Raw genomic sequence first — 19,349 nt, 5'->3', positions numbered from 1 at the left:
TCGGCTGGTCAATCCGCGTCAGTTCAGCGGAATGTCGTTCTCGGCCTTGCTGGACTGGTAGGCGCCGGATAATTCGTCATAGTGCGCCGAAATCTGGCCGATACGCGCTTCCAGCCGCTTGCGCTCGGTCTCCGGCAGCGCGCGCGCCAGTTTGCGGATCGAAAAGCTCTTCCAGTAGGCGTTCTCGGCATTGTAGCCGCCGGGATCCAGGGTGAAGACTTCTTTCAGGATTTTCAGATCGTGCGGGATGGCAAAACTGTCGCGCGAATCCTCGTGGCTGAACAGATAGTAGAAATTGTCGAAGCCGGTCCAGGTGATCGCCGACAGGCAGAGCGAACAGGGCTCATGCGTGGCGAGGAAAATGGCGTCCTTGGTGTCGACGCGCTCGGCCTTGGGCATTTCGTAGAAGCGTTTCAGGCAATGGACCTCGCCATGCCAGAGCGGGTTTTCCATCTCGTTGTTGGTTTCGGCCAGCACCAGCGAGCGGTCGTCCTTCCTGAGGATCGCTGCGCCGAACAGCTTGTTGCCGTGGGCAACACCGTCGGTCGTCTTCGGCACGATGTCGTGCTCGATCACGTCGAGCAAGCGGTCGATCAGGGAAATGTCGGTCATCATCTGTTTCCGTTGGGGAGATGGATTTCGTAGGCGTGCGAGAAATGGAACTCTTCCAGGTTGGAGCCGTCGCCGCCGCGGTCGACGATGACGAAATCCTGGGCCTCGCCGATCGGCGTCAGCACGCCGTGCCACAGGTTGCGGGAATAGTTGATGCCTTGTCCTGGCGCGGTGATGAAGGCCTGCGGTTCACCCGGTCCCCCATCGCCGTCGTGGCAGACGACGACAAGGAACGGCCGCGGCGACAGCGGAATGAAAGCCTGGCTGCCGAATGGATGGCGCTCGACCATGGTCAGCTTCAGCGGCAATTCGTAAGGCGTGCCGCGCACCATCGAGATCAGCACGCGCGCGTTCGGCCCCGTCGCTTGCGCCGTGGCAAGATCGTGGTAGCGCTCGGCCTTGCCGCCATTGATCGGGTAGTGATTGTCGCCGCCCATGTCGATGACGTCGCCGAAGGCGGCAAAGCTCTCGCGGGTCAGCGGCCGCGCAACGATGAGGGTCACGGCGCCCGCCTTGCAATGCCGGCGCCGCCGAGCTTGGCGTGGCGGTTGACGTCCTTGTAGAGCAGATAGCGGAATTTGCCTGGGCCGCCTGCATAGCAGGCCTGCGGGCAGAAGGCGCGCAGCCACATGTAGTCGCCGGCCTCGACCTCGACCCAGTCCTGGTTGAGGCGGTAGACCGCCTTGCCTTCCAGCACATAGAGCCCGTGCTCCATGACATGCGTCTCGGCGAAGGGAATGACCGCGCCGGGCTCCAGCGTGACGATGGTCATGTGCATGTCGTGGCGCAAATCGGCCGGATCGACGAAACGGGTCGTCGCCCAGCGGCCTTCAGTGCCGGGCATCGGCGTTGGCGCGATTTCCTGTTCGTTGGTGAAGAAAGCTTCCGGCGCCTCTAGACCGTCGACCGCCTCGTAAGCCTTGCGGATCCAGTGGAAGCGGACGTCGGCCTTGCTCTCGTTGCGAACCGTCCAGCCGCTGGCCGGCGGCAGGAAGGCGAAGCCGCCCGGTCGCAGCACATGCTTCTTGCCGGCAAGCAGAACGGTCAACTCGCCTTCGACCACGAACAGGGCCCCTTCGGCGCCGGCATCGGGCTCCGGCCGCTCGCTGCCGCCACCGGGCGCGACCTCGACAATGTATTGCGAAAACGTCTCGGCAAAGCCGGACAGCGGCCGTGACAATATCCAGACGCGGGTCTTGTCCCAGAACGGCAAGGCGCTGGTGACGATGTCCTGCATCACCCCCTTGGGGATGACGGCATAGGCCTCGGTGAAGACGGCGCGGCCGGTCAGCAGCTCACTCTGGCCGGGGTGGCCGCCATGCGGCGCGTAATAGGTTCGGTCGGGCATCCTGATCGTATCCATGGGTTAAACCTATTGCGGAAGCATGTCCTTGAGGCGGAGCAGCGCGATGCGCTCGACCTGTTTGCAGGCGGTCTCGAATTCAACGCCGCGGCTGTTGCCGATGCGTGCCTCGAATTCCGCCAGGATCTCCTCTTTGGCCTTGCCTTTCACCGCGATGATGAACGGGAAGCCGAAGGTGGTGACGTAGGCGGCATTGAGCTTGGAAAACAGTTCGCGCTCCTTGTCGGTCAGCGCGTCGAGGCCGGCCGAGGCCTGTTCCCTGGTCGATTCCGCCGTCAGCCGTTTGGCCTTGGCCAGTTTGCCGGCAAGGTCGGGATGGGCGTTGAGCACTGAAAGCCGCTCGGTCTCGCTGGCGGCGCGAAAGACGCGGCAGAGCGCGTTGTGCAGGCCGCCTGACGTGTCATGCGCCGAGCCCAGCTCCAGCTCGTAGGCGCGTTCGGCGATCCATGGCGAATGTTCGAAGACACCGCCGAAAGTGTGGACGAACGCCTCGAATTCCATCTTCGATGGTCTGAGTGCCGCCGGCCGATAAGGATGGTTCTCTTGCCAGTGGCGGGCGATATCGATGCGCCGTGCCAGCCAGACCTTGTCGTGCGACTTCACATAGTCGACGAAGCGCTTCAGCGCCGCCACCCGGCCTGGTCGCCCGACGAGGCGACAATGCAGGCCGATGTTCATCATGCGCGGTCGGCCGGCCTTGCCCTCGGCATAGAGCGTGTCGAAACTGTCCTTCAGATAGGCAAAGAACTGGTCGCCCGAATTGAAGCCTTGTGGCGTTGCGAAGCGCATGTCGTTGGCGTCGAGCGTGTAGGGGATGATGAGCTGAGTGCCGCCCTCATGCTCGAACCAGTAGGGCAGTTCGTCATCATAGGTGTCCGACACATAGGCGAAGCCGCCTTCTTCAGCCACCAGCCGCACCGTGTTGACCGATGTGCGCCCGGTGTACCAGCCGGTCGGGCGCTGGCCGGTCACCTGGTAGTGCAGGCGGATCGCCGCTTCGAGGTCGCGGCGCTCGTCCTCGGCGCTGTGGTCGCGATAGTCGATCCATCTCAGCCCGTGCGAGGCGATCTCCCAGCCGGCTTCCTGCATCGCCGTGACCTGGTCGGGCGAGCGCGCGAGCGCGGTGGCGACGCCGTAGCAGGTCACCGGCACCTCGGCCTCGGTGAACAGCCTGAGCAGCCGCCAGAAACCGGCGCGGGCGCCGTATTCGTAGATCGATTCCATGTTCCAGTGGCGCTGGCCCACCCAGGGTGCGGCGCCGACGATCTCCGACAGGAAGGCTTCCGACGCCTTGTCGCCGTGCAGGACGCAGTTCTCGCCGCCCTCTTCGTAGTTGACCACGAACTGCACCGCGACATGCGCACCGCCAGGCCATTTCGGATCCGGCGGATTGGCTCCATAGCCGCGCATGTCTCTGATGTAACGCATCGTCCCTCCCGCCGGGCATCGCCCGATGTATGATCAGGATATCGAAAGGGCTGCTCGCGCATTCCCCCGAAAATTTTTGAAAGTGTTTTTGTCGCACTCCGCTCGACCGGGACTTATGCATCGCCTTTAATTGGCGCACAATTCATCAGCAATGTTCGACTGTACCGGGCCAGTTCGCTCGTACAGGAAATGGGAGGCGGCCAGTGGCAGAAACGTCGAAAGCCGATGGCGGGCGTCTGACGACCCATGTCCTCGACACGGCGACCGGCGCGCCGGCGGCGGGATTGTCGATCGCGCTCTATCACCTCGAGGGCGACGCCCGGACACATCTGAAGACCGTTGTCACCAATGATGATGGCCGTTGCGACGCACCGCTGCTTGCCGGGGCCGAGTTCCGCACCGGCGAATATGAACTGATCTTTGCCGCAGGCGACTATTTGCGCCAGCAGGGGACGAACTTGCCCAAACCGGCCTTTCTCGACGTGATACCGATCCGCTTCGGCATGGCCGAACCGGTGCACTATCATGTGCCGCTGCTGGTCTCGCCCTATGGCTATTCGACCTACAGGGGGAGCTGAGGCATGGCCAAGGTCCGTATCCGCAACGAGATCCGCTTCATTCTCAATGGCAGGGATGTCGCGCTGTCGTCGGTGGCGCCAGACGCGACCCTGCTCGACTGGCTGCGGCTCGACCGTTCGCTGCGCGGCACCAAGGAAGGCTGCGCCGAGGGCGATTGCGGCGCCTGTACCGTGCTGGTCGGAAAGCTCTCGGCAGATGGTCTCGTCTATGAAAGCGTCAACGCCTGTATCCGCTTCCTCGGCTCGCTGGACGGCACCCATGTCGTGACGGTCGAGCATTTGCGCGGCCCGCCTGGCCAGTTGCACCCGGTGCAGCAGGCGATGGTCGATTTCCATGGCTCGCAGTGCGGATTCTGCACACCGGGCTTCGTCATGTCGCTCTATGCCCTGTGGATGAAATCATCAGACCCGTCCAATGAAGCCATCGAAAAGGCATTGCAAGGCAATCTCTGCCGCTGCACCGGCTACGAGGCGATCATGCGCGCGGCCCGCGCCATCTCCAGCTACGGCAAGGCGACGAAGGACCCGCTGGGGGTCGAGCGCAAGGCAATCACGGCAAGGCTCAAGGCCATGCATGACGGCGCTCGGGTCGAGATCGGCGCCGGCAAGGAGCGGCTCGTCGTGCCGGCCGACGTCGACGATTTCGCCACTGTACTGGACAAGGAGCCTGGCGCCACCATCGTCGCCGGCTCGACCGATGTCGGCCTGTGGGTGACCAAGCACATGCGCGATATTTCGCCGGCGATCTTTATCGGCGATCTCGACGGGCTTTGCACCATCGCCGAAGCCAACGGCGTCATCACCATCGGCGCCGGCGTCACCTACACCGAGGCGTTCTCGACGCTCGCCAAGCGCATCCCGGCGCTGGGGCCGCTGTTCGATCGCATCGGTGGCGAACAGGTGCGCAACATGGGCACCATCGGCGGCAACATCGCCAACGGGTCGCCGATCGGCGACACGCCACCGCCCCTGATCGCGCTCGGCGCGCGCCTGACGCTGCGCAAGGCCAAGAAGCGGCGGACGATCCCGCTGGAAACCTTCTTCATCGCCTATGGCAAGCAGGACCGGCAGCCTGGCGAGTTCGTCGAGGCGGTGCACGTTCCCGTCCCCGCCAAGGGCACGAAGTTCGCCGTCCACAAGATCACCAAGCGCCGCGACGAGGACATCACGGCTGCCCTTGGCGCCTTCTTCCTGACGCTGGCCAAGGACGGCACGGTCGCGGATGTGCGCATCGCCTATGGCGGCATGGCGGCGACACCGAAGCGGGCGTCGTCTGTCGAAAAAGCGCTGCTCGGCAAGCCGTGGACCGAACAGACGGTTGTGACTGCGATGGCGAAGTATGCTGATGATTTCACCCCGCTGACCGATATGCGGGCCTCGGCCGAGTATCGCGCCCTGGCGGCGCGCAACCTTTTGCTGCGCTTCTTCGCCGAGACCAGCGGCACCAGGGAGCCGATCCAGGTTTCAAGGCACGAGGCGGCATGATGAACAAGCACGCCACCCCCGATCCCAAGGCTGAAAAGATCACCGGCGGCGTCGCCACCGACCAGCGGCATGATTCGGGCCACAAGCATGTCAGCGGCACCGCCATCTACATCGACGACATGCCGGAACCGGCCGGCACGCTGCATGGCTGCCTTGGGCTTTCGGCTGCCACCCATGCCACCATCACCAGCATGGACCTGTCGGCGGTGCGCACGGCCCCCGGGGTCGTCGACGTGCTGACGGCCACGGATGTGCCAGGCGAAAACGACATTTCGCCGACGGGTCGCCATGATGAGCCGGTGCTGGCTGACGGCAAGGTGCAGTTCTACGGCCAGCCGATCTTCTGCGTCATTGCCGAGACGCGCGAGCAGGCACGCCGCGCCACCAGGCTGGCCAAGGTCGAATATAAGGAATTGCCTTTCGTCACCGACATCGGCGAACTTGATCCCCGTAAGGACAAGCTAGTCACGCCGCCACTGACCCTGGAGCGCGGCGACGCCGCGGCAGCGATCAAGGCCGCGCCCCGCCGGCTCAAAGGCCAGATGCGCGTCGGCGGTCAGGAGCATTTCTATCTCGAGGGCCATATCGCCATGGCCGTGCCCGGCGAGGACCAGGACGTCACCATCTATTCCTCGACCCAGCATCCGAGCGAAGTCCAGCACATGGCCAGCCATGCGCTCGGCGTGCCGAGCAACGCCATCACGGTGGAGATCCGCCGCATGGGCGGCGGTTTCGGCGGCAAGGAAACGCAAGGCAACCAGTTTGCGGCATTGGCCGCCATCGCCGCGAAAAAGCACCATCGCGCGGTGAAAATCCGGCCCGACCGCGACGACGACATGATCGCCACCGGCAAGCGTCATGACTTCCTCGTCGACTACGAAGTCGGCTTCGATGACGAGGGCAACATTCTCGGCGTCGATTTCATGTTCGCGGCGCGCTGCGGCTTCTCCTCGGACCTGTCGGGTCCGGTGACCGATCGCGCGCTGTTCCACTGCGACAACACCTATTTCTGGCCGGCGGTGCATGCCCAGTCGGCGCCGCTCTACACCAACACCGTGTCGAACACCGCCTTTCGTGGTTTCGGCGGTCCCCAAGGCATGGTCGGCGCCGAGCGCGTCATCGACGAGGTTGCCTTCGCCGTCGGCAAAGATCCGCTCGAAATCCGCAAGAAGAATTTTTACGGCACCAGCGACCGCAATATCACGCCCTACCACCAGACGGTCGAGGACAACATCATCCAGCGCATCGTCGCCGAGCTTGAGCAAAGCGCCAACTATGTGCGGCGGCGGCGCGAGATATCGGCCTTCAATGCCAACAGCCGTTTCATCAAGCGTGGCCTGGCGCTGACGCCGGTCAAGTTCGGCATCTCGTTCACGGCCACACACTACAACCAGGCCGGCGCGCTGGTGCATGTCTACACCGATGGCTCGGTGCATCTGAACCATGGCGGCACGGAGATGGGACAGGGCCTCTACGTCAAGGTGGCGCAGGTGGTGGCGGAAGAGTTCCAGATCGATCTCGATCAGGTGAAGATCACCGCGACGACGACCGGCAAGGTGCCGAACACCTCGGCCACCGCAGCGTCGTCCGGTTCCGACCTCAACGGCATGGCGGCGCAGAACGGCGCTCGCCAGATCAAGGAGCGGTTGACCGATTTCGCGGCCGAAAAATATCAGGTGCCGCGCGACCAGGTGCTGTTCCTGCCCAACCGGGTGCGCATCGGCAACCAGGAGATCGCCTTCGCCGACCTCGTCAAACAGGCCTACATGGCCCGTATCCAGCTTTCGGCGGCGGGCTTTTACAAAACGCCAAAGATCCACTGGAACCGTGACAAGGGCCAAGGCCGCCCCTTCTACTACTTCGCCTATGGCGCCTCGTGCTCGGAAGTCTCGGTCGACACGCTGACCGGCGAGTACATGGTCGAGCGCACCGACATATTGCATGACACGGGCCGCTCGCTGAACCGCGCCATCGATATCGGCCAGATCGAGGGCGGCTTCATCCAGGGCATGGGCTGGCTGACCACCGAGGAACTGTGGTGGGACGGCAAGGGCCGGCTGCGCACGCACGCGCCGTCGACCTACAAGATCCCGCTGGCGTCGGACCTACCGAAGATCTTCAACGTCACCTTGGCCGACTGGCCGGAAGCCAGCGAGCCGACGATCCACCGCTCCAAGGCGGTCGGTGAACCGCCGTTCCCGCTCGGCATGTCGGTGCTGCACGCGCTGTCGGACGCGGTGGCCAGCGTCGCCGACCACAAGATCTGCCCGCGTCTCGATGCGCCGGCGACGCCGGAACGGGTGCTGATGGCGATCGAGAGGCTGAAGAACGAGGTCAAGACCGCCTGAAATCGGCAAAACGTGCAATTCAGGCCGAAAAAGCCTACATTTCCCATTCGGGAACGTGAGAAATGAACTCGAAAGTGCAAAGTCTGAAAGCCTTTCTCAGCACCGCCGGCCGGGTCGCCCTGGTCGAAGTGGCGGGCACCAAAGGCTCGACGCCACGCGAGAAGGGCGCCTTCATGCTCGTCTCGCAGGCGGCGATCTTCGGCACGATCGGCGGCGGCCAGCTCGAATACATGGCAATCGACAAGGCGCGGCAGATGCTTGTCTCCCCCTCAAGGGATGCCCGCATCGAGGTCGACGAGGTCTGCGCGACCCTAGACGTGCCGCTCGGCCCCGAGATCGGCCAATGCTGCGGCGGGCGCGTCGAAGTGTTGATCCGGCTCGTCGACGCAGGGCTGGCAGCCGAGCTGGTTGCATCGGCTGAGACCGAAGAGGCACACCTGCCCTATGTCTATATCTTCGGCGGCGGCCATGTCGGCCAGGCGCTGGCCTCCGCGGTGGCCCTTCTCCCGGTGCACGCCGTCGTCATCGAGACGCGGGCCGAGGCGCTCGAAGGCATGCCGGAAACCGTCGAGACCCGGTTGACGCCGATGCCCGAAGCGATGGTGCGCGCTGCTCCGGCCGGCACCGCTTTCGCCATCCTCACCCACGACCACGCGCTGGATTTCCTGATCGTCGCCGAAGCGCTGAAGCGCAACGATACCGCCTATGTCGGCATGATCGGCTCGAAGACCAAGAAAGCGACGTTCAAGAACTGGTTCCTGAAATCGGCGGACGGCAGCGAGGCCGAGTTTGCCCGCCTCGTCTCGCCGATCGGCGGCGATGCCGTCAAGGACAAGCGCCCGCCTGTCATCGCCGCACTCGCGGCCGCAGAAATCATGACCGCGATGGTCATTCACAGCGCAGCGTCAAACGCCGGGCGTCAGGTCCCGCGTGACAAGGTGTTAGCCGGCTGACTTTACATCACAGCTATATCGGCCGCTTCAAGCCCAGATGGTCGCGCAGCGTGCGGCCTTCATAATCCTTGCGGAAAAGGCCACGCCGCTGCAGTTCCGGCACGACCAGTGTGGCAAAGGCATCGAGTTCGCCGGGGAAAAATGAGGGCATGACGTTGAAGCCGTCGGCAGCACCTCCCTCGAACCGCGCCTGCAGCTCGTCGGCCATCTCGGCCGCCGTTCCGACGATGCGCCAATGGCCGCGGGCGCCGGCGAAATGCCGCGCCAGCTGGCGGATGGAGAGGTTGTCGCGGCGCGACTGCTCGATGACCAGCGCTTGCCGGCTCTGCATGCCTTCGCTGGGCGGCAGCTCGGGCAGCGGCCCATCGATCGGATAGCGCCACAGATCGGCGATGCTGAGGTAGCTGGACAGCAGTGCAACGCCGACATCGTCAGGGATCAGCTCTTGCAGTTCCTCATATTTTTCCTGGGCTTGCGCCGCAGTTTCAGCCACTACGGGTGCGACGCCGGGCATGATCTTGATGTCGTCAGGCTCGCGCCCATAGGCCGCCAGGCGCCCCTTGAGATCGTCGTAGAAGGCCTTCGCTTCCTCGATGGTCTGCGCTGCCGTGAACACCACATCGGCGGTGCGGGCGGCAAGGTCGCGGCCGACATCCGAGGCGCCGGCCTGAACCAGCACCGGTGCGCCCTGCGGCGAACGCGGCAGGTCGAGCGGATCCCTCATCGAAAAGCTCTGGCCATCGTGACCGGGAGCCCCATCTGGATTGCCGCGCCAAAGTCCGGTGACCACATCAGCGAACTCACGCGCCCGCTCGTAGCGATCGGCATGCGGCCGCAAGCCGGTCGAACCGAAATTGGCGGCCTCGATGGGACTGGCCGAAGTGACCAGATTCCAGCCGGCCCGACCGCCGCTCAGATGGTCGAGCGACAGGAAGGTCCGCGCCAGCCCGTAGGGCTCGTTGTAGCTTGTCGACGCGGTGGAGACGAGGCCGATGCGGCTGGTCTGGACGGCCAGCGCCGACAGAAGGCTGATCGGCTCGAAGCCGATCGAGCGCGAGGTCTGGCTGGCGATCGCGACATTGGCTTCGCGCAGGCCGGCGGCGTCCTCGCAGAAGACCATGTCGAACTTCGCCGCCTCCGCGGTGCGCGCCACCTGGATGTAATGGTCGATGTCGATGCCCGCCGTCACATGTGCCTTGGGATGGCGCCAGGCGGCGATATGATGGCCTGTCGCCCACAAGAAGGCGCCAAGCTTCATCTGGCGGGAAGCAGCGGTCATCGATCACCTCCGCCGGCGATCCCAAGATGCGAGCGCAAATTTGTCCCGCGATAGCTTTCTCGAAACAGGCCGCGCCGCCGGAGCGCCGGCAAAACCAGACCGACAAAATTGTCCAGTGCCGAAAGCTGCGCCGGCATCAGCATGTTGAACCCGTCGCAGCTTTTCCCCCGGAACAGGTCTTCAAGCCTGTCGGCGGTGACGGCAGGCTTTTCATCAATGACGTGCGAGACATTCATCAGCACCTTCACGACATCCGGGTCGCGTGCGCAGGCGGCGACGCGGCGCTTCAGATCGTCATTGCGGGTTTTCGCGCTCTCGATCGGTTCGTCCTCCAGCAGGACGACATCGGCGGTGCGGGCGGCAATATCCATGTCTGATACCGACAGGCCGGACAGCACCAGCACCGGCATATCCTGTGGCGAGCGCGCGACGTTCAGCGGCCCGCGCACCGAAAAGAATTCGCCCTTGTGGTCGAGCAGGTGCATCTTTTCGGGATCGTGGAAGCGGCCGCTGATCTTGTCGAACCTGAGCGCGTCCTCGTCCCAGCCTTGCCACAAGCCCTGAACGATGCCGATATATTCCTCGCTGCGGCGGCGAAAATCATCGCCGGAAAACCCCTCCGGCCGGCTGAAATTGGCTGCCTCACGCGGGGCCTGCGCCATGATCGCGTTCCAGCCGGCGCGGCCATGGCTGATGATGTCGAGCGAAGCAAAACGGCGCGCCAGATTGTAGGGCTGGTGGGCAACAGTCGAGGCCGCCGCGACCAGCCCGATCCTACTTGTCACCGTCGCCAGCGCGGCTACCAAGGTCGTCGCTTCGAAGGGCATCGTCGCGGCATCGCTGCCGGAAGCCGGCGCGGAATCGGCGAAAATCACCATGTCCAGACCGGCCGCTTCCGCCCTTTGGACAAACCGCGCCAGAAGGCTGAAGTCCGGCTCGGCTCCTGGCGATGGCTCGGAGGTTCCCGGAAGCGGTGAAACGGCAAGATGCATTATGGCGCCGTTGTCCATCGATGGTCCCTGCAAGGCGAAATACCATCGGAACTATGTTCGTCACGTCCAGCGATGGCAACCGCCGGCGCTGGGCCAACGGCCGGTCACTTGCCAGCCAGCCATCACTTGCTAGCCAGCCCTTGCTTGCCAGCCATTACTTGCCAGCGAGAAGATCTTTGATCAGCCGTTGGCAGCGCTCGGCCATGAAGTCGAGCAGCAGCCGCACCTTGGGGTCTTGCAGCTTCTTGTGCGGATAGACGGCGGCGAACTGCACCGGCGTCGGCGGCGTGTTGCTCAGGATCACCTTCAGCCGCCGGTCGCGGATGAACGGCTCGACCTCGAAGCGCGGCTTGTTGATGATGCCGCGGCCGGACAGCGCCCAGCCGGTTAGCACGTCGCCATCGTCGGTGTCGTAGGGCCCGTGCACCTCGAATTTCTGCGGGCCGGTGGGGGTCTGCAACGTCCACACATACTCGCGCGCGCCGGAATAGCGCAGCATCAGGCAGTCGTGCTTCTTGCCGATCAGTTCCTGTGGCTCAACGGGTTCGCCGCGCGCTTCCAGATATTTCGGCGCTGCCACCAGTACGCGTTCGCATTCCATGATGCCCCGCATCCTGAGGCTGGAATCCTCGATGATGCCGAGCCGGAAGGCGACGTCGATGCCTTCCTTCATGATATCGACATTGTGGTCCGAGAGCCTCAGCCGCACTTCGATGTCGGGGTACTTGTCATGGAAATCGGGGATGCCAGAGGCCACCAGCCGGCGGCCGAGGCCGAGCGGTGCCGTCACGCGGATGGTGCCGCGCGGTTGTCCGGACAGTGCCGAAACGGCGGCTTCCGCTTCGGTGATCGCCTCCAGCACCTGCTTGGCGCCCGAATAGAAAACCGTGCCATGCTCGGTCGGCATCAATTGCCGTGTGGTGCGGTTGAACAGCCGCACGCCCAGATGCTTCTCCAGCTCCTTGATGCGGTTGGAGGCGACCGCCGGCGAAATGCGCATGTCGCGGCCTGCCGCCGACAGATTGCCGAGCTCGACGACGCGAACGAAGACGGCGATGTTGTCGAGATAGGCCATGCGGTTTCGTGGCTCTCATCCAGCTGCGTCTAGCAACCCTAGTATTTTCCATTTTTTTTTGAAAGTCATCGCGCACCTCGCCTCTTTCCGTTTGCGCGCGACACCGTAAAGTCGCGTCATCGGCAGGGACGACTTCAATGATGGATTTCGCGATTTTCTGGGACTGGCTGAGCTTCGCCGTGCGTTGGCTGCATGTCATCACCGGGATCGCCTGGATCGGTTCGTCTTTCTACTTCGTGGCGCTCGACCTCGGCCTGCGGCAGCGTCCTGGCATGCCTGTCGGCGCCTTCGGCGAGGAATGGCAGGTGCATGGCGGCGGCTTCTACCACATCCAGAAATATCTGGTGGCGCCGGCCGAAATGCCTGAGCACCTGACCTGGTTCAAATGGGAATCCTACGCCACCTGGCTGTCCGGTTTTGCGATGCTGTGCGTGGTCTATTATGCCGGAGCCGATCTGTTCCTGATCGATCCCAATGTGTTGCCAATGTCGGTGCCGGTCGGCATCTTGCTGTCGCTGGCGACGATCGGCGTCGGCTGGGTGGTCTACGACCTGCTGTGCCGTTCGCCGTTGGGAAAAAGCGACACCGGCCTGATGCTGGTGCTCTACTGCGTGCTGGTGTTCATCGCCTGGGGGCTCACCCATCTGTTCACCGGACGCGCCGCCTTCCTGCATCTGGGCGCCATCACCGCGACGATCATGTCGGCCAACGTCTTCATGGTCATCATCCCCAACCAGAAGATCGTCGTTGCCGACCTCATTGCCGGCCGCAAGCCCGATCCGAAATACGGCAAGATCGCCAAGCAGCGCTCGTTGCACAACAACTACTTGACGCTGCCTGTGCTGTTCCTGATGCTGTCGAACCACTATCCGCTGGCGTTCGGCACGCAGTTCAACTGGGTCATCGCCTCGCTGGTGTTCATCATCGGCGTGCTGATCCGGCACTATTTCAACAGCGTCCATGCGCGCAAGGGCAACCCGACCTGGACCTGGCTGGGAGCCGTTGTCCTGTTCATCATCATCATCTGGCTGTCGACCGCGCCGAAGGTGCTGACCGGCGAACCGAAAGAATCGGCAGCGGCGCAGGTCTATGTCGCATCAGCGCATTTCCCGGCCGTGCGCGATACCGTGCTCGGCCGCTGCTCGATGTGCCACGCGGCGGAGCCGGTCTATGAGGGTATCTATCACGCGCCAAAGGGGGTGATGCTCGACACCGACGCCGACATCGCCAACCATGCCCGCGAGATCTATCTACAGGCTGGCCGCAGCCACGCCATGCCGCCGGCAAACGTTTCGCAGATTACCGACAAGGAACGGGCGCTGCTGGTGGCCTGGTTCGAAGGCGCAGGGAAATAGCATGACCTCGACACTTCTGCGCGGCCGCACGCTGTCCTTCGTGCGCTGGCCGCAAACGATCGACGACCATTCCGCCTGGCGCTACGAGGAGGATGGTGGCCTGCTGATCCGCGGCGGCCGGATCGTCGCCGCCGGTGCCTATGCAGACGTCGAGAAACAGGCAGGCGAAGCAGCGAAAAAAATCGACCATCGGCCGAATCTGCTGCTGCCGGGCTTCATAGACGCGCATGTGCATTTCCCGCAGATGCAGATCATCGCCTCCTATGGCGCCGAACTGCTCGACTGGTTGAACACCTACACCTTCCCGGAGGAGACGAAATTCGCCAACGCGCAGCATGGCCGCCGCATCGCACGGCTGTTCCTCGAAGAGATGGTGCGCCACGGCACCACGACGGTGGCCGCCTACTGCTCGGTGCACAAGGCGTCAGCCGAGGCCTTCTTTGCCGAATCGCATGACCGCAACATGCTCAACATCGCCGGCAAGGTGATGATGGACCGCAATGCACCCGACGGCGTGCTCGACACGCCGCAATCCGGCTACGACGACAGCAAGGCCCTGATCGCGCAATGGCACGGCAAGGGCCGCCAGCACTATGCGATCACACCGCGCTTCGCCATCACCTCGTCACCGGAACAGATGGAGATGGCCGGCGCGCTGTGCCGGGAGTACCCCGACCTGCACATGCAGACGCATCTGTCGGAAAACCACGCCGAAATCGCCTTCACCCAGGAACTCTATCCGTGGTCGCGCGACTACACCGACGTCTACGAGCACTATGGGCTGTTGGGGAAAAAGAGCTTGTTCGGCCATTGCATCCATCTGTCGGACCGTGAGGCGGATGCGCTGTCGGACAGCGGCTCGGTGGCGGTGTTCTGCCCGACCTCGAACCTGTTCCTCGGCTCCGGCCTGTTCGACTATCAGCGTTTTCGCCGCCGCGGCAAGCCGGTCAGGATCGCCGCCGCCACCGATGTCGGCGGCGGCACCAACTATTCCATGCTGCGCACCATGGACGAAGGCTACAAGGTGATCGCGCTGAACGGTGAGAAGCTCAATCCCTTCCAGTCCTTCTGGCAGATGACGCGCGGCAATGCCGAGGCGCTGTCGGTGGCGGAAAAGATCGGCACGCTGGATGAAGGCAGCGACGCCGACATCATCGTACTCGATGCCAGGGCTACACCGGCGATGCGGCTCAGGATGGAAACGGTCGAGACGCTGGCACAGGAATTGTTTCTCTTGCAGACGCTGGGCGACGATCGCGCCGTGCGCGAGGTCTATGTGGCCGGGCGGGCCGCCAAATCCGACATGGCGATTTAGGCACCCTCCGATGTGTTTCCTTGCTTGACCCGGCGGCAGCCATCGGTCAAAGCGTGCGGCGAAGTTGATAGGGGAACGACATGGCCGTTGCCGAAGACATCGCTCTGATCAAGAGACAGGAAGACGTTCTTGTCTTTCCCGCCTTCGATGAGGCCGTGGCCTTCAAGATCGGCTCGGCCATCCGTGATCGAGCCTTGGCCGAGAACCTGCCTGTTATCGTCGACATCAGGACTTTCGACCGCCCACTGTTCTATGCCGCGATGCCAGGTTCGAACGCCTCCAATCCCGACTGGGCGCGGCGCAAGATCAATGTCGTCAAGCGGTTCCTGAAAAGCACCTACCGCATGGTGCTGGAACAACAGCGCCCCGATCGCACCTTCAAGATCGGCGAAGGGCTGGATATTGCTGATTATGTGCTGGCCGGAGGTGGTTTCCCGGTCACGGTCAAGGGCGCCGGCGTCATCGGTGTGATCGCCGTTTCCGGCCTGCCGGAGCGCCAGGATCACGGCGTCGTCGTCGAGGCACTTTGCGATCATTTGGGCATCGACAAGCGCGGTCTGGCACTGCCCCCGGAAGAAAAATGAGCGACCCCAAGACCTTCCTCACCTCCATCTTCAACGCCGCCGTCGCCGCCGCCGATCCGGAGCGAACCATCCGGGATCATTTGCCGGCCAAGCCCAAGGGCCGCACCATCGTCATTGGCGCGGGAAAAGGCTCCGCGCAGATGGCGGCGGCCTTCGAGAAGGTCTGGGACGGGCCGATCGACGGGCTGGTCGTCACCCGCTACGGCTATGGCGCGACATGCGAGCGCATCGAGATCATCGAGGCGGCGCATCCGGTGCCGGACGCCGCGGGCCTGGAAGCCTCGCAACGCCTGCTCGCCAAGGTCCGAGGGCTGACAGCGGATGATCTGGTCGTGGCGCTGATTTCCGGCGGTGGCTCGGCACTCTTGCCATCGCCCGCCGGCAACCTGACGCTGGCCGACGAGATTGCCGTCAACGAGGCGCTGCTCGCGTCTGGTGCGCCGATCGCGGCGATGAACACCATCCGCAAGCATCTTTCCACCATCAAGGGTGGACGGCTGGCTGCCGCCGCCTGGCCGGCCAAGGTGGTGTCCCTGGTCGTTTCCGACATTCCCGGCGACAATCCTGCCCTGGTTGCCTCCGGTCCGACCGTGCCGGATACCGGCAGCCGTCAAGACGCGCTGGCGTCGATCGCAGCCTATGGGATGAAACTGCCGGCTGCGGTGATGGCTCATATCAGCACGCCTGCCGCCGATGCCCCAAACCCCGATGATCCACGCTTTTTACGCAACGAGGTGCATCTGATCGCGTCGGCCGGCGTCTCGCTCGAAACAGCGGCGGCTGAAGCTAAACGGCAAGGCGTCGAAGCCGTCATCCTTTCCGATGCCATCGAAGGCGAGGCGCGTGAGGTCGGCGGCGTCCATGCGGCCATCGCGCGCGAAGTGGCGACGCGCAACCGGCCGTTCGCAAAGCCAGTGCTGATCCTGTCCGGCGGCGAAACCACGGTGACGCTCCGCGCCCCCATTAATGGCATAAGGGGCAAGGGCGGCCGCAACTCGGAATTCCTGCTCGCCTTCGCCATCGGCATCAACGGCGTGGACGGCATCCACGCGCTCGCCGCCGACACCGACGGCATCGACGGTTCGGAAGACAATGCCGGCGCTTTCACCGATAGTTCGACCGTGTCGCGCATGAGGGCGGCGGGCGTCGACGCCAAGGCGATGCTTGCGGGCAACAATGCCTGGACGGCCTTCAATGCGATAGGCGATCTATTCGTACCCGGCCCGACTGGCACGAATGTCAACGACCTGCGGGCAATTCTGATCCGGTAACCTCAAGCGGCCATCAGCCGCTTCACCTGCTTCATGTCTCGCAGGAACCGCTGGCGTTCAGCTTCCTTGTCCGCGGGCTCTTGGATGCGCAGGATAAAGGAGGGGTGGATGGTGATGAAGACACGCAAGCCGTCCTCGCGTTCGATCACCTGGCCGCGCATTTTTGTCACCGGGATCGCCTTGCCCAGCAGCGACAAGCCCGCCGTTGCGCCGAGTGCCACGGCCAGATTCGGCTTGATCAGCTCGAACTCCTTGTCGATCCACCAGCGGCAGGCCTGAACCTCGCCGGCATTCGGTTTGGAATGGATGCGTCGCTTGCCGCGCGGCTCGAACTTGAAGTGCTTGACTGCATTGGTGACGTAGACCTTCTGGCGGTCAACCCCCGCGTCGTCGAGGATGGCATCGAACACCTTGCCCGCCGGGCCGACGAAAAGGTTTGCCGGCCAGATCCTCCTGGTCGCCGGGCTGTTCGCCGACGAAGATCACCTTGGCGCCGTCAGGCCCTTCGCCGAACACGGTTTGCGTGGCGTCGCGCCAAAGCGGGCAGCGCCGGCAACCTTTCGCTGCCTCTCGCAATTCGGAAATGGTGTTGGCGGCCTGATCTTCCAGGGCCTCAGCCGGCTCATTCTTCGACCAATGCTTGGCCTGCAGCCTGGCGTGGTGCGGCGCGGGTGTCGTCGGCATTCTGGCAATCATGTCCTTGGCGGCCTTGTCCGCTCCCGAGATCAGTTCTGGAATGAGCGAGGCCTCGGGAAGGTTCCTCCAATATTTCTTCGGCATCTCCTTCTGCATGGCTTTCACCTTCAGCCGCGCCGGGTTGAAGATGTTCTCGAAATAGGTGCGCCACAGGGCTTCGGTATCGTCCTGCGCCGGCGCATCGCGTTTGGCCGCACCAGGCCCGATCGCCAGCCTGTCGCCATCCCAGTCGGCGGAGGCATGCGGCGTCAAAATGGTCCAGCGCATACCGGTGAAGCGCCTGACGAAGAAAGCCGCGTTTCGTTCGACGATGAAATGATCCGGCTCGAACCAGGCGACATAGCGCTCCTCGTCACCGTCGCCGATCTTCCGGAAGCGTACGAAGGCGCGCATCTTGTGGATGTCGCGCCGCACCGCCTTCTCCATGGTTTCGAGACGACTGATGTCTGGATCCGATGCAATCGACAGCAGCTTCGGCTCTGTGCGCAGCCGCCAGAGCAACCGGTAGAGAAAAGCGAACCTGCCGGGGTCTGAATGGCAGAAGGCGATTTCGGCATGCTCGACGAAGTCACGCGGCACCACCAGCTGCACGCCCGCAGGCACGTCCGGCAATTCGGTTTGATTGGAGCCCGGCTCGACATGCCAGCTTATGTCATCGGGCCCGACTTCATTCAGGGCCAGCCGGCGTGCCGCGTCGCGCCAGCCGGAAAAGTCGGTCTCCGCGTCGAGCCGCACCGTATATCTGGCAAGATCGAGCTGTGCCGGTCGCATGGTCAAAACAGGGACAGTTGTTCGCAGGAACGCACGATCTTGCCGCGCAAACCGGCTTTGTCGGTGAGCGCGCCCGGCGACCAGCCTTCAGCGACGATGAATGGCCTGAGCTTGGCGATCGACTGGCAGAGACGGCCGATATCTTCCAGCCGCAGCCGCCGGTGACGTCGGGTCTCCAGAATTTTGGCGATCACCTTGGTGCCGAGACCGGGCACGCGCAACAATGCCTCTCGATCAGCGCGGTTGATATCGACGGGGAACCGTCCGCGGTTGCGCAGCGCCCAGGCCAGTTTCGGATCGATGGCGAGGTCGAGCATGCCGTCGCTGCTGCCGGCCAGGATCTCCGGCTGCGAAAATCCGTAAAACCGCATCAGCCAGTCGGCTTGGTAGAGCCGGTGTTCGCGCACCAGCGGCGGTTTCTGCAAGGGCAGGGACGACGACGAATCCGGGATCGGGCTGAACGCGGAATAATAGACGCGCCGCAGATGGTAACTGCCATAGAGCCGCGCGCTGGTATGAAGGATGCCGTCATCGGTGGTGCTGTCGGCGCCGACGATCATCTGCGTCGACTGCCCACCCGGAGCGAAGCGTTCGCGCTTTTTGGTCCTCAGCGTCGGCTCGGCCTTTTCCTCCATCTTCTGGCGCAGCCTGGCCATGGAAAGCCGGATCGTTTCCGGCTTCTTTTCCGGCGCCAGTCTCTTCACCCCTTCGTCGGTGGGCAGTTCGACATTGATCGACAGCCGGTCGGCATAGAGGCCGGCCTTTTCGACCAGTTCCGCCGAACTTTCCGGAATGGTTTTAAGATGGATATAGCCTGAAAATTTCTCTTCCAGTCGCAGCCGTCGCGCCACCTCGACCATCTCGCCCATCGTCTCGTCGGGCGAGCGGATGACGCCTGAGGACAGGAAAAGGCCCTCGATGTAGTTGCGCCGGTAGAAATCCATGGTCAGCTTCACCACCTCGTCGATGGTGAAACGGGCGCGCCGCACATTCGACGACGAGCGGTTGATGCAGTAGCTGCAATCGTAGATGCAGAAATTGGTCAGCAGGATTTTCAGCAGTGAAATGCAGCGCCCATCCGGCGCATAGGAATGGCAGATGCCCATGCCTTCGGTGGAGCCGATGCCGCCGGATTTCAGTGAATCCTGTTTCGCCGCGCCGGATGAGGCGCAGGAGGCGTCGTACTTGGCGGCATCGGACAGGATCGCTAGCTTTTCACGGACGGTGAGTGCGCTCATTTGTTC

16 protein-coding genes and 1 pseudogene are annotated in these 19,349 nt (G+C 63.5%); 8 read left to right on the top strand and 9 right to left on the bottom strand.

All coding sequences use genetic code 11. The features are described from left to right. Window positions 1-18: 18 nt before the first annotated feature. Genes AC07FD_RS06155 through puuE form a run of 4 tightly spaced genes read right to left on the bottom strand, consistent with a single transcriptional unit; the run spans window position 19 to window position 3,403 of the window. Window positions 19-612, bottom strand: coding sequence for a nucleoside deaminase (locus AC07FD_RS06155; protein ID WP_478349110.1), 594 nt, complete (start codon window positions 610-612; stop codon window positions 19-21). Then, complete coding sequence (locus AC07FD_RS06150; protein WP_478349109.1) at window positions 612-1,115, bottom strand: ureidoglycolate lyase; 504 nt, start codon at window positions 1,113-1,115, stop codon at window positions 612-614. Before AC07FD_RS06150 ends, AC07FD_RS06155 begins: the two co-directional genes overlap by 1 nt. After that, window positions 1,112-1,975 (bottom strand): bifunctional allantoicase/(S)-ureidoglycine aminohydrolase, encoded by an 864-nt coding sequence (locus AC07FD_RS06145; RefSeq protein WP_478349108.1) that lies wholly within the window; start codon window positions 1,973-1,975, stop codon window positions 1,112-1,114. Before AC07FD_RS06145 ends, AC07FD_RS06150 begins: the two co-directional genes overlap by 4 nt. Before the next feature lie 9 nt (window positions 1,976-1,984). Beyond that, window positions 1,985-3,403, bottom strand: a complete 1,419-nt coding sequence (gene puuE, locus AC07FD_RS06140) for an allantoinase PuuE (protein WP_478349107.1) — start codon at window positions 3,401-3,403, stop codon at window positions 1,985-1,987. A gap of 203 nt (window positions 3,404-3,606) precedes the next feature. Between puuE and uraH the strand changes: the two genes are divergently transcribed. From uraH to xdhC, 4 genes are all read left to right on the top strand, one after another. Continuing rightward, on the top strand, window positions 3,607-3,981 hold the full coding sequence (uraH, locus tag AC07FD_RS06135) for a hydroxyisourate hydrolase (protein ID WP_478349106.1): 375 nt from the start codon (window positions 3,607-3,609) through the stop codon (window positions 3,979-3,981). A gap of 3 nt (window positions 3,982-3,984) precedes the next feature. Further along, window positions 3,985-5,466 carry a xanthine dehydrogenase small subunit gene (gene xdhA, locus AC07FD_RS06130; protein ID WP_478349105.1) on the top strand — a complete coding sequence of 494 codons (1,482 nt, stop codon included), beginning with the start codon at window positions 3,985-3,987 and terminating at the stop codon, window positions 5,464-5,466. Beyond that, window positions 5,466-7,814: a xanthine dehydrogenase molybdopterin binding subunit gene (xdhB, locus tag AC07FD_RS06125; protein WP_478349104.1), complete on the top strand. Its 2,349-nt coding sequence runs from the start codon at window positions 5,466-5,468 to the stop codon at window positions 7,812-7,814. The genes xdhA and xdhB overlap by 1 nt, the downstream gene beginning before the upstream one ends. A 62-nt stretch (window positions 7,815-7,876) precedes the next feature. Next, a complete protein-coding gene (gene xdhC / locus AC07FD_RS06120) occupies window positions 7,877-8,767 on the top strand; it encodes a xanthine dehydrogenase accessory protein XdhC (protein WP_478349103.1) in 891 nt (296 codons plus the stop codon). 13 nt (window positions 8,768-8,780) lie between these two features. On the opposite strand, the gene AC07FD_RS06115 is transcribed toward xdhC, so the two are convergent. From AC07FD_RS06115 to AC07FD_RS06105, 3 genes are all read right to left on the bottom strand, one after another. Further along, window positions 8,781-10,046, bottom strand: coding sequence for an LLM class flavin-dependent oxidoreductase (locus AC07FD_RS06115; protein ID WP_478349102.1), 1,266 nt, complete (start codon window positions 10,044-10,046; stop codon window positions 8,781-8,783). Then, complete coding sequence (locus AC07FD_RS06110) at window positions 10,043-11,056, bottom strand: LLM class flavin-dependent oxidoreductase (protein ID WP_478349101.1); 1,014 nt, start codon at window positions 11,054-11,056, stop codon at window positions 10,043-10,045. Before AC07FD_RS06110 ends, AC07FD_RS06115 begins: the two co-directional genes overlap by 4 nt. 136 nt (window positions 11,057-11,192) lie before the next feature. Beyond that, on the bottom strand, window positions 11,193-12,113 hold the full coding sequence (locus tag AC07FD_RS06105) for a LysR family transcriptional regulator (protein ID WP_478349100.1): 921 nt from the start codon (window positions 12,111-12,113) through the stop codon (window positions 11,193-11,195). Window positions 12,114-12,250: 137 nt separating this feature from the next. On the opposite strand from AC07FD_RS06105, the gene AC07FD_RS06100 reads away from it, so the two are divergent. The 4 genes from AC07FD_RS06100 to AC07FD_RS06085 all read left to right on the top strand — a co-directional run bounded on the left by AC07FD_RS06100 (window position 12,251) and on the right by AC07FD_RS06085 (window position 16,638). Beyond that, a complete protein-coding gene (locus AC07FD_RS06100) occupies window positions 12,251-13,468 on the top strand; it encodes a urate hydroxylase PuuD (RefSeq protein WP_477393743.1) in 1,218 nt (405 codons plus the stop codon). Window position 13,469: 1 nt separating this feature from the next. Next, entirely contained in the window at window positions 13,470-14,783 is a 1,314-nt protein-coding gene (gene guaD / locus AC07FD_RS06095) for a guanine deaminase (RefSeq protein WP_478349099.1), read from the top strand. A gap of 80 nt (window positions 14,784-14,863) precedes the next feature. Continuing rightward, window positions 14,864-15,367, top strand: a complete 504-nt coding sequence (locus tag AC07FD_RS06090; protein ID WP_478349098.1) for a heme-degrading domain-containing protein — start codon at window positions 14,864-14,866, stop codon at window positions 15,365-15,367. Further along, window positions 15,364-16,638, top strand: a complete 1,275-nt coding sequence (locus AC07FD_RS06085) for a glycerate kinase type-2 family protein (protein WP_478349097.1) — start codon at window positions 15,364-15,366, stop codon at window positions 16,636-16,638. The genes AC07FD_RS06090 and AC07FD_RS06085 overlap by 4 nt, the downstream gene beginning before the upstream one ends. 2 nt (window positions 16,639-16,640) lie before the next feature. On the opposite strand, the pseudogene AC07FD_RS06080 reads toward AC07FD_RS06085, so the two are convergent. Together AC07FD_RS06080 and AC07FD_RS06075 are read right to left on the bottom strand one after the other, a co-directional pair. After that, window positions 16,641-18,105 (bottom strand): annotated as a pseudogene (locus AC07FD_RS06080) (UdgX family uracil-DNA binding protein). 2 nt (window positions 18,106-18,107) lie between these two features. Further along, complete coding sequence (locus AC07FD_RS06075) at window positions 18,108-19,343, bottom strand: putative DNA modification/repair radical SAM protein (RefSeq protein WP_478349096.1); 1,236 nt, start codon at window positions 19,341-19,343, stop codon at window positions 18,108-18,110. Window positions 19,344-19,349 lie beyond the last annotated feature (6 nt).

It is taken from the genome of Mesorhizobium waitakense, from assembly GCF_056431085.1.
This window is presented reverse-complemented; position numbering and strand designations above follow the sequence as displayed.

Bases quoted from the DNA above. Each gene is read 5' to 3' on its own strand.
- AC07FD_RS06105 (WP_478349100.1), bottom strand. From the start codon at position 12,113: ATGGCCTATCTCGACAACATCGCCGTCTTCGTTCGCGTCGTCGAGCTC.
- puuE (WP_478349107.1), bottom strand. From the start codon at position 3,403: ATGCGTTACATCAGAGACATGCGCGGCTATGGAGCCAATCCGCCGGAT.
- AC07FD_RS06075 (WP_478349096.1), bottom strand. From the start codon at position 19,343: ATGAGCGCACTCACCGTCCGTGAAAAGCTAGCGATCCTGTCCGATGCC.
- AC07FD_RS06155 (WP_478349110.1), bottom strand. From the start codon at position 612: ATGACCGACATTTCCCTGATCGACCGCTTGCTCGACGTGATCGAGCAC.
- AC07FD_RS06085 (WP_478349097.1), top strand. From the start codon at position 15,364: ATGAGCGACCCCAAGACCTTCCTCACCTCCATCTTCAACGCCGCCGTC.
- xdhB (WP_478349104.1), top strand. From the start codon at position 5,466: ATGAACAAGCACGCCACCCCCGATCCCAAGGCTGAAAAGATCACCGGC.
- AC07FD_RS06115 (WP_478349102.1), bottom strand. From the start codon at position 10,046: ATGACCGCTGCTTCCCGCCAGATGAAGCTTGGCGCCTTCTTGTGGGCG.
- xdhA (WP_478349105.1), top strand. From the start codon at position 3,985: ATGGCCAAGGTCCGTATCCGCAACGAGATCCGCTTCATTCTCAATGGC.
- AC07FD_RS06110 (WP_478349101.1), bottom strand. From the start codon at position 11,056: ATGGACAACGGCGCCATAATGCATCTTGCCGTTTCACCGCTTCCGGGA.
- guaD (WP_478349099.1), top strand. From the start codon at position 13,470: ATGACCTCGACACTTCTGCGCGGCCGCACGCTGTCCTTCGTGCGCTGG.
- xdhC (WP_478349103.1), top strand. From the start codon at position 7,877: ATGAACTCGAAAGTGCAAAGTCTGAAAGCCTTTCTCAGCACCGCCGGC.
- AC07FD_RS06100 (WP_477393743.1), top strand. From the start codon at position 12,251: ATGATGGATTTCGCGATTTTCTGGGACTGGCTGAGCTTCGCCGTGCGT.
- AC07FD_RS06145 (WP_478349108.1), bottom strand. From the start codon at position 1,975: ATGGATACGATCAGGATGCCCGACCGAACCTATTACGCGCCGCATGGC.
- AC07FD_RS06090 (WP_478349098.1), top strand. From the start codon at position 14,864: ATGGCCGTTGCCGAAGACATCGCTCTGATCAAGAGACAGGAAGACGTT.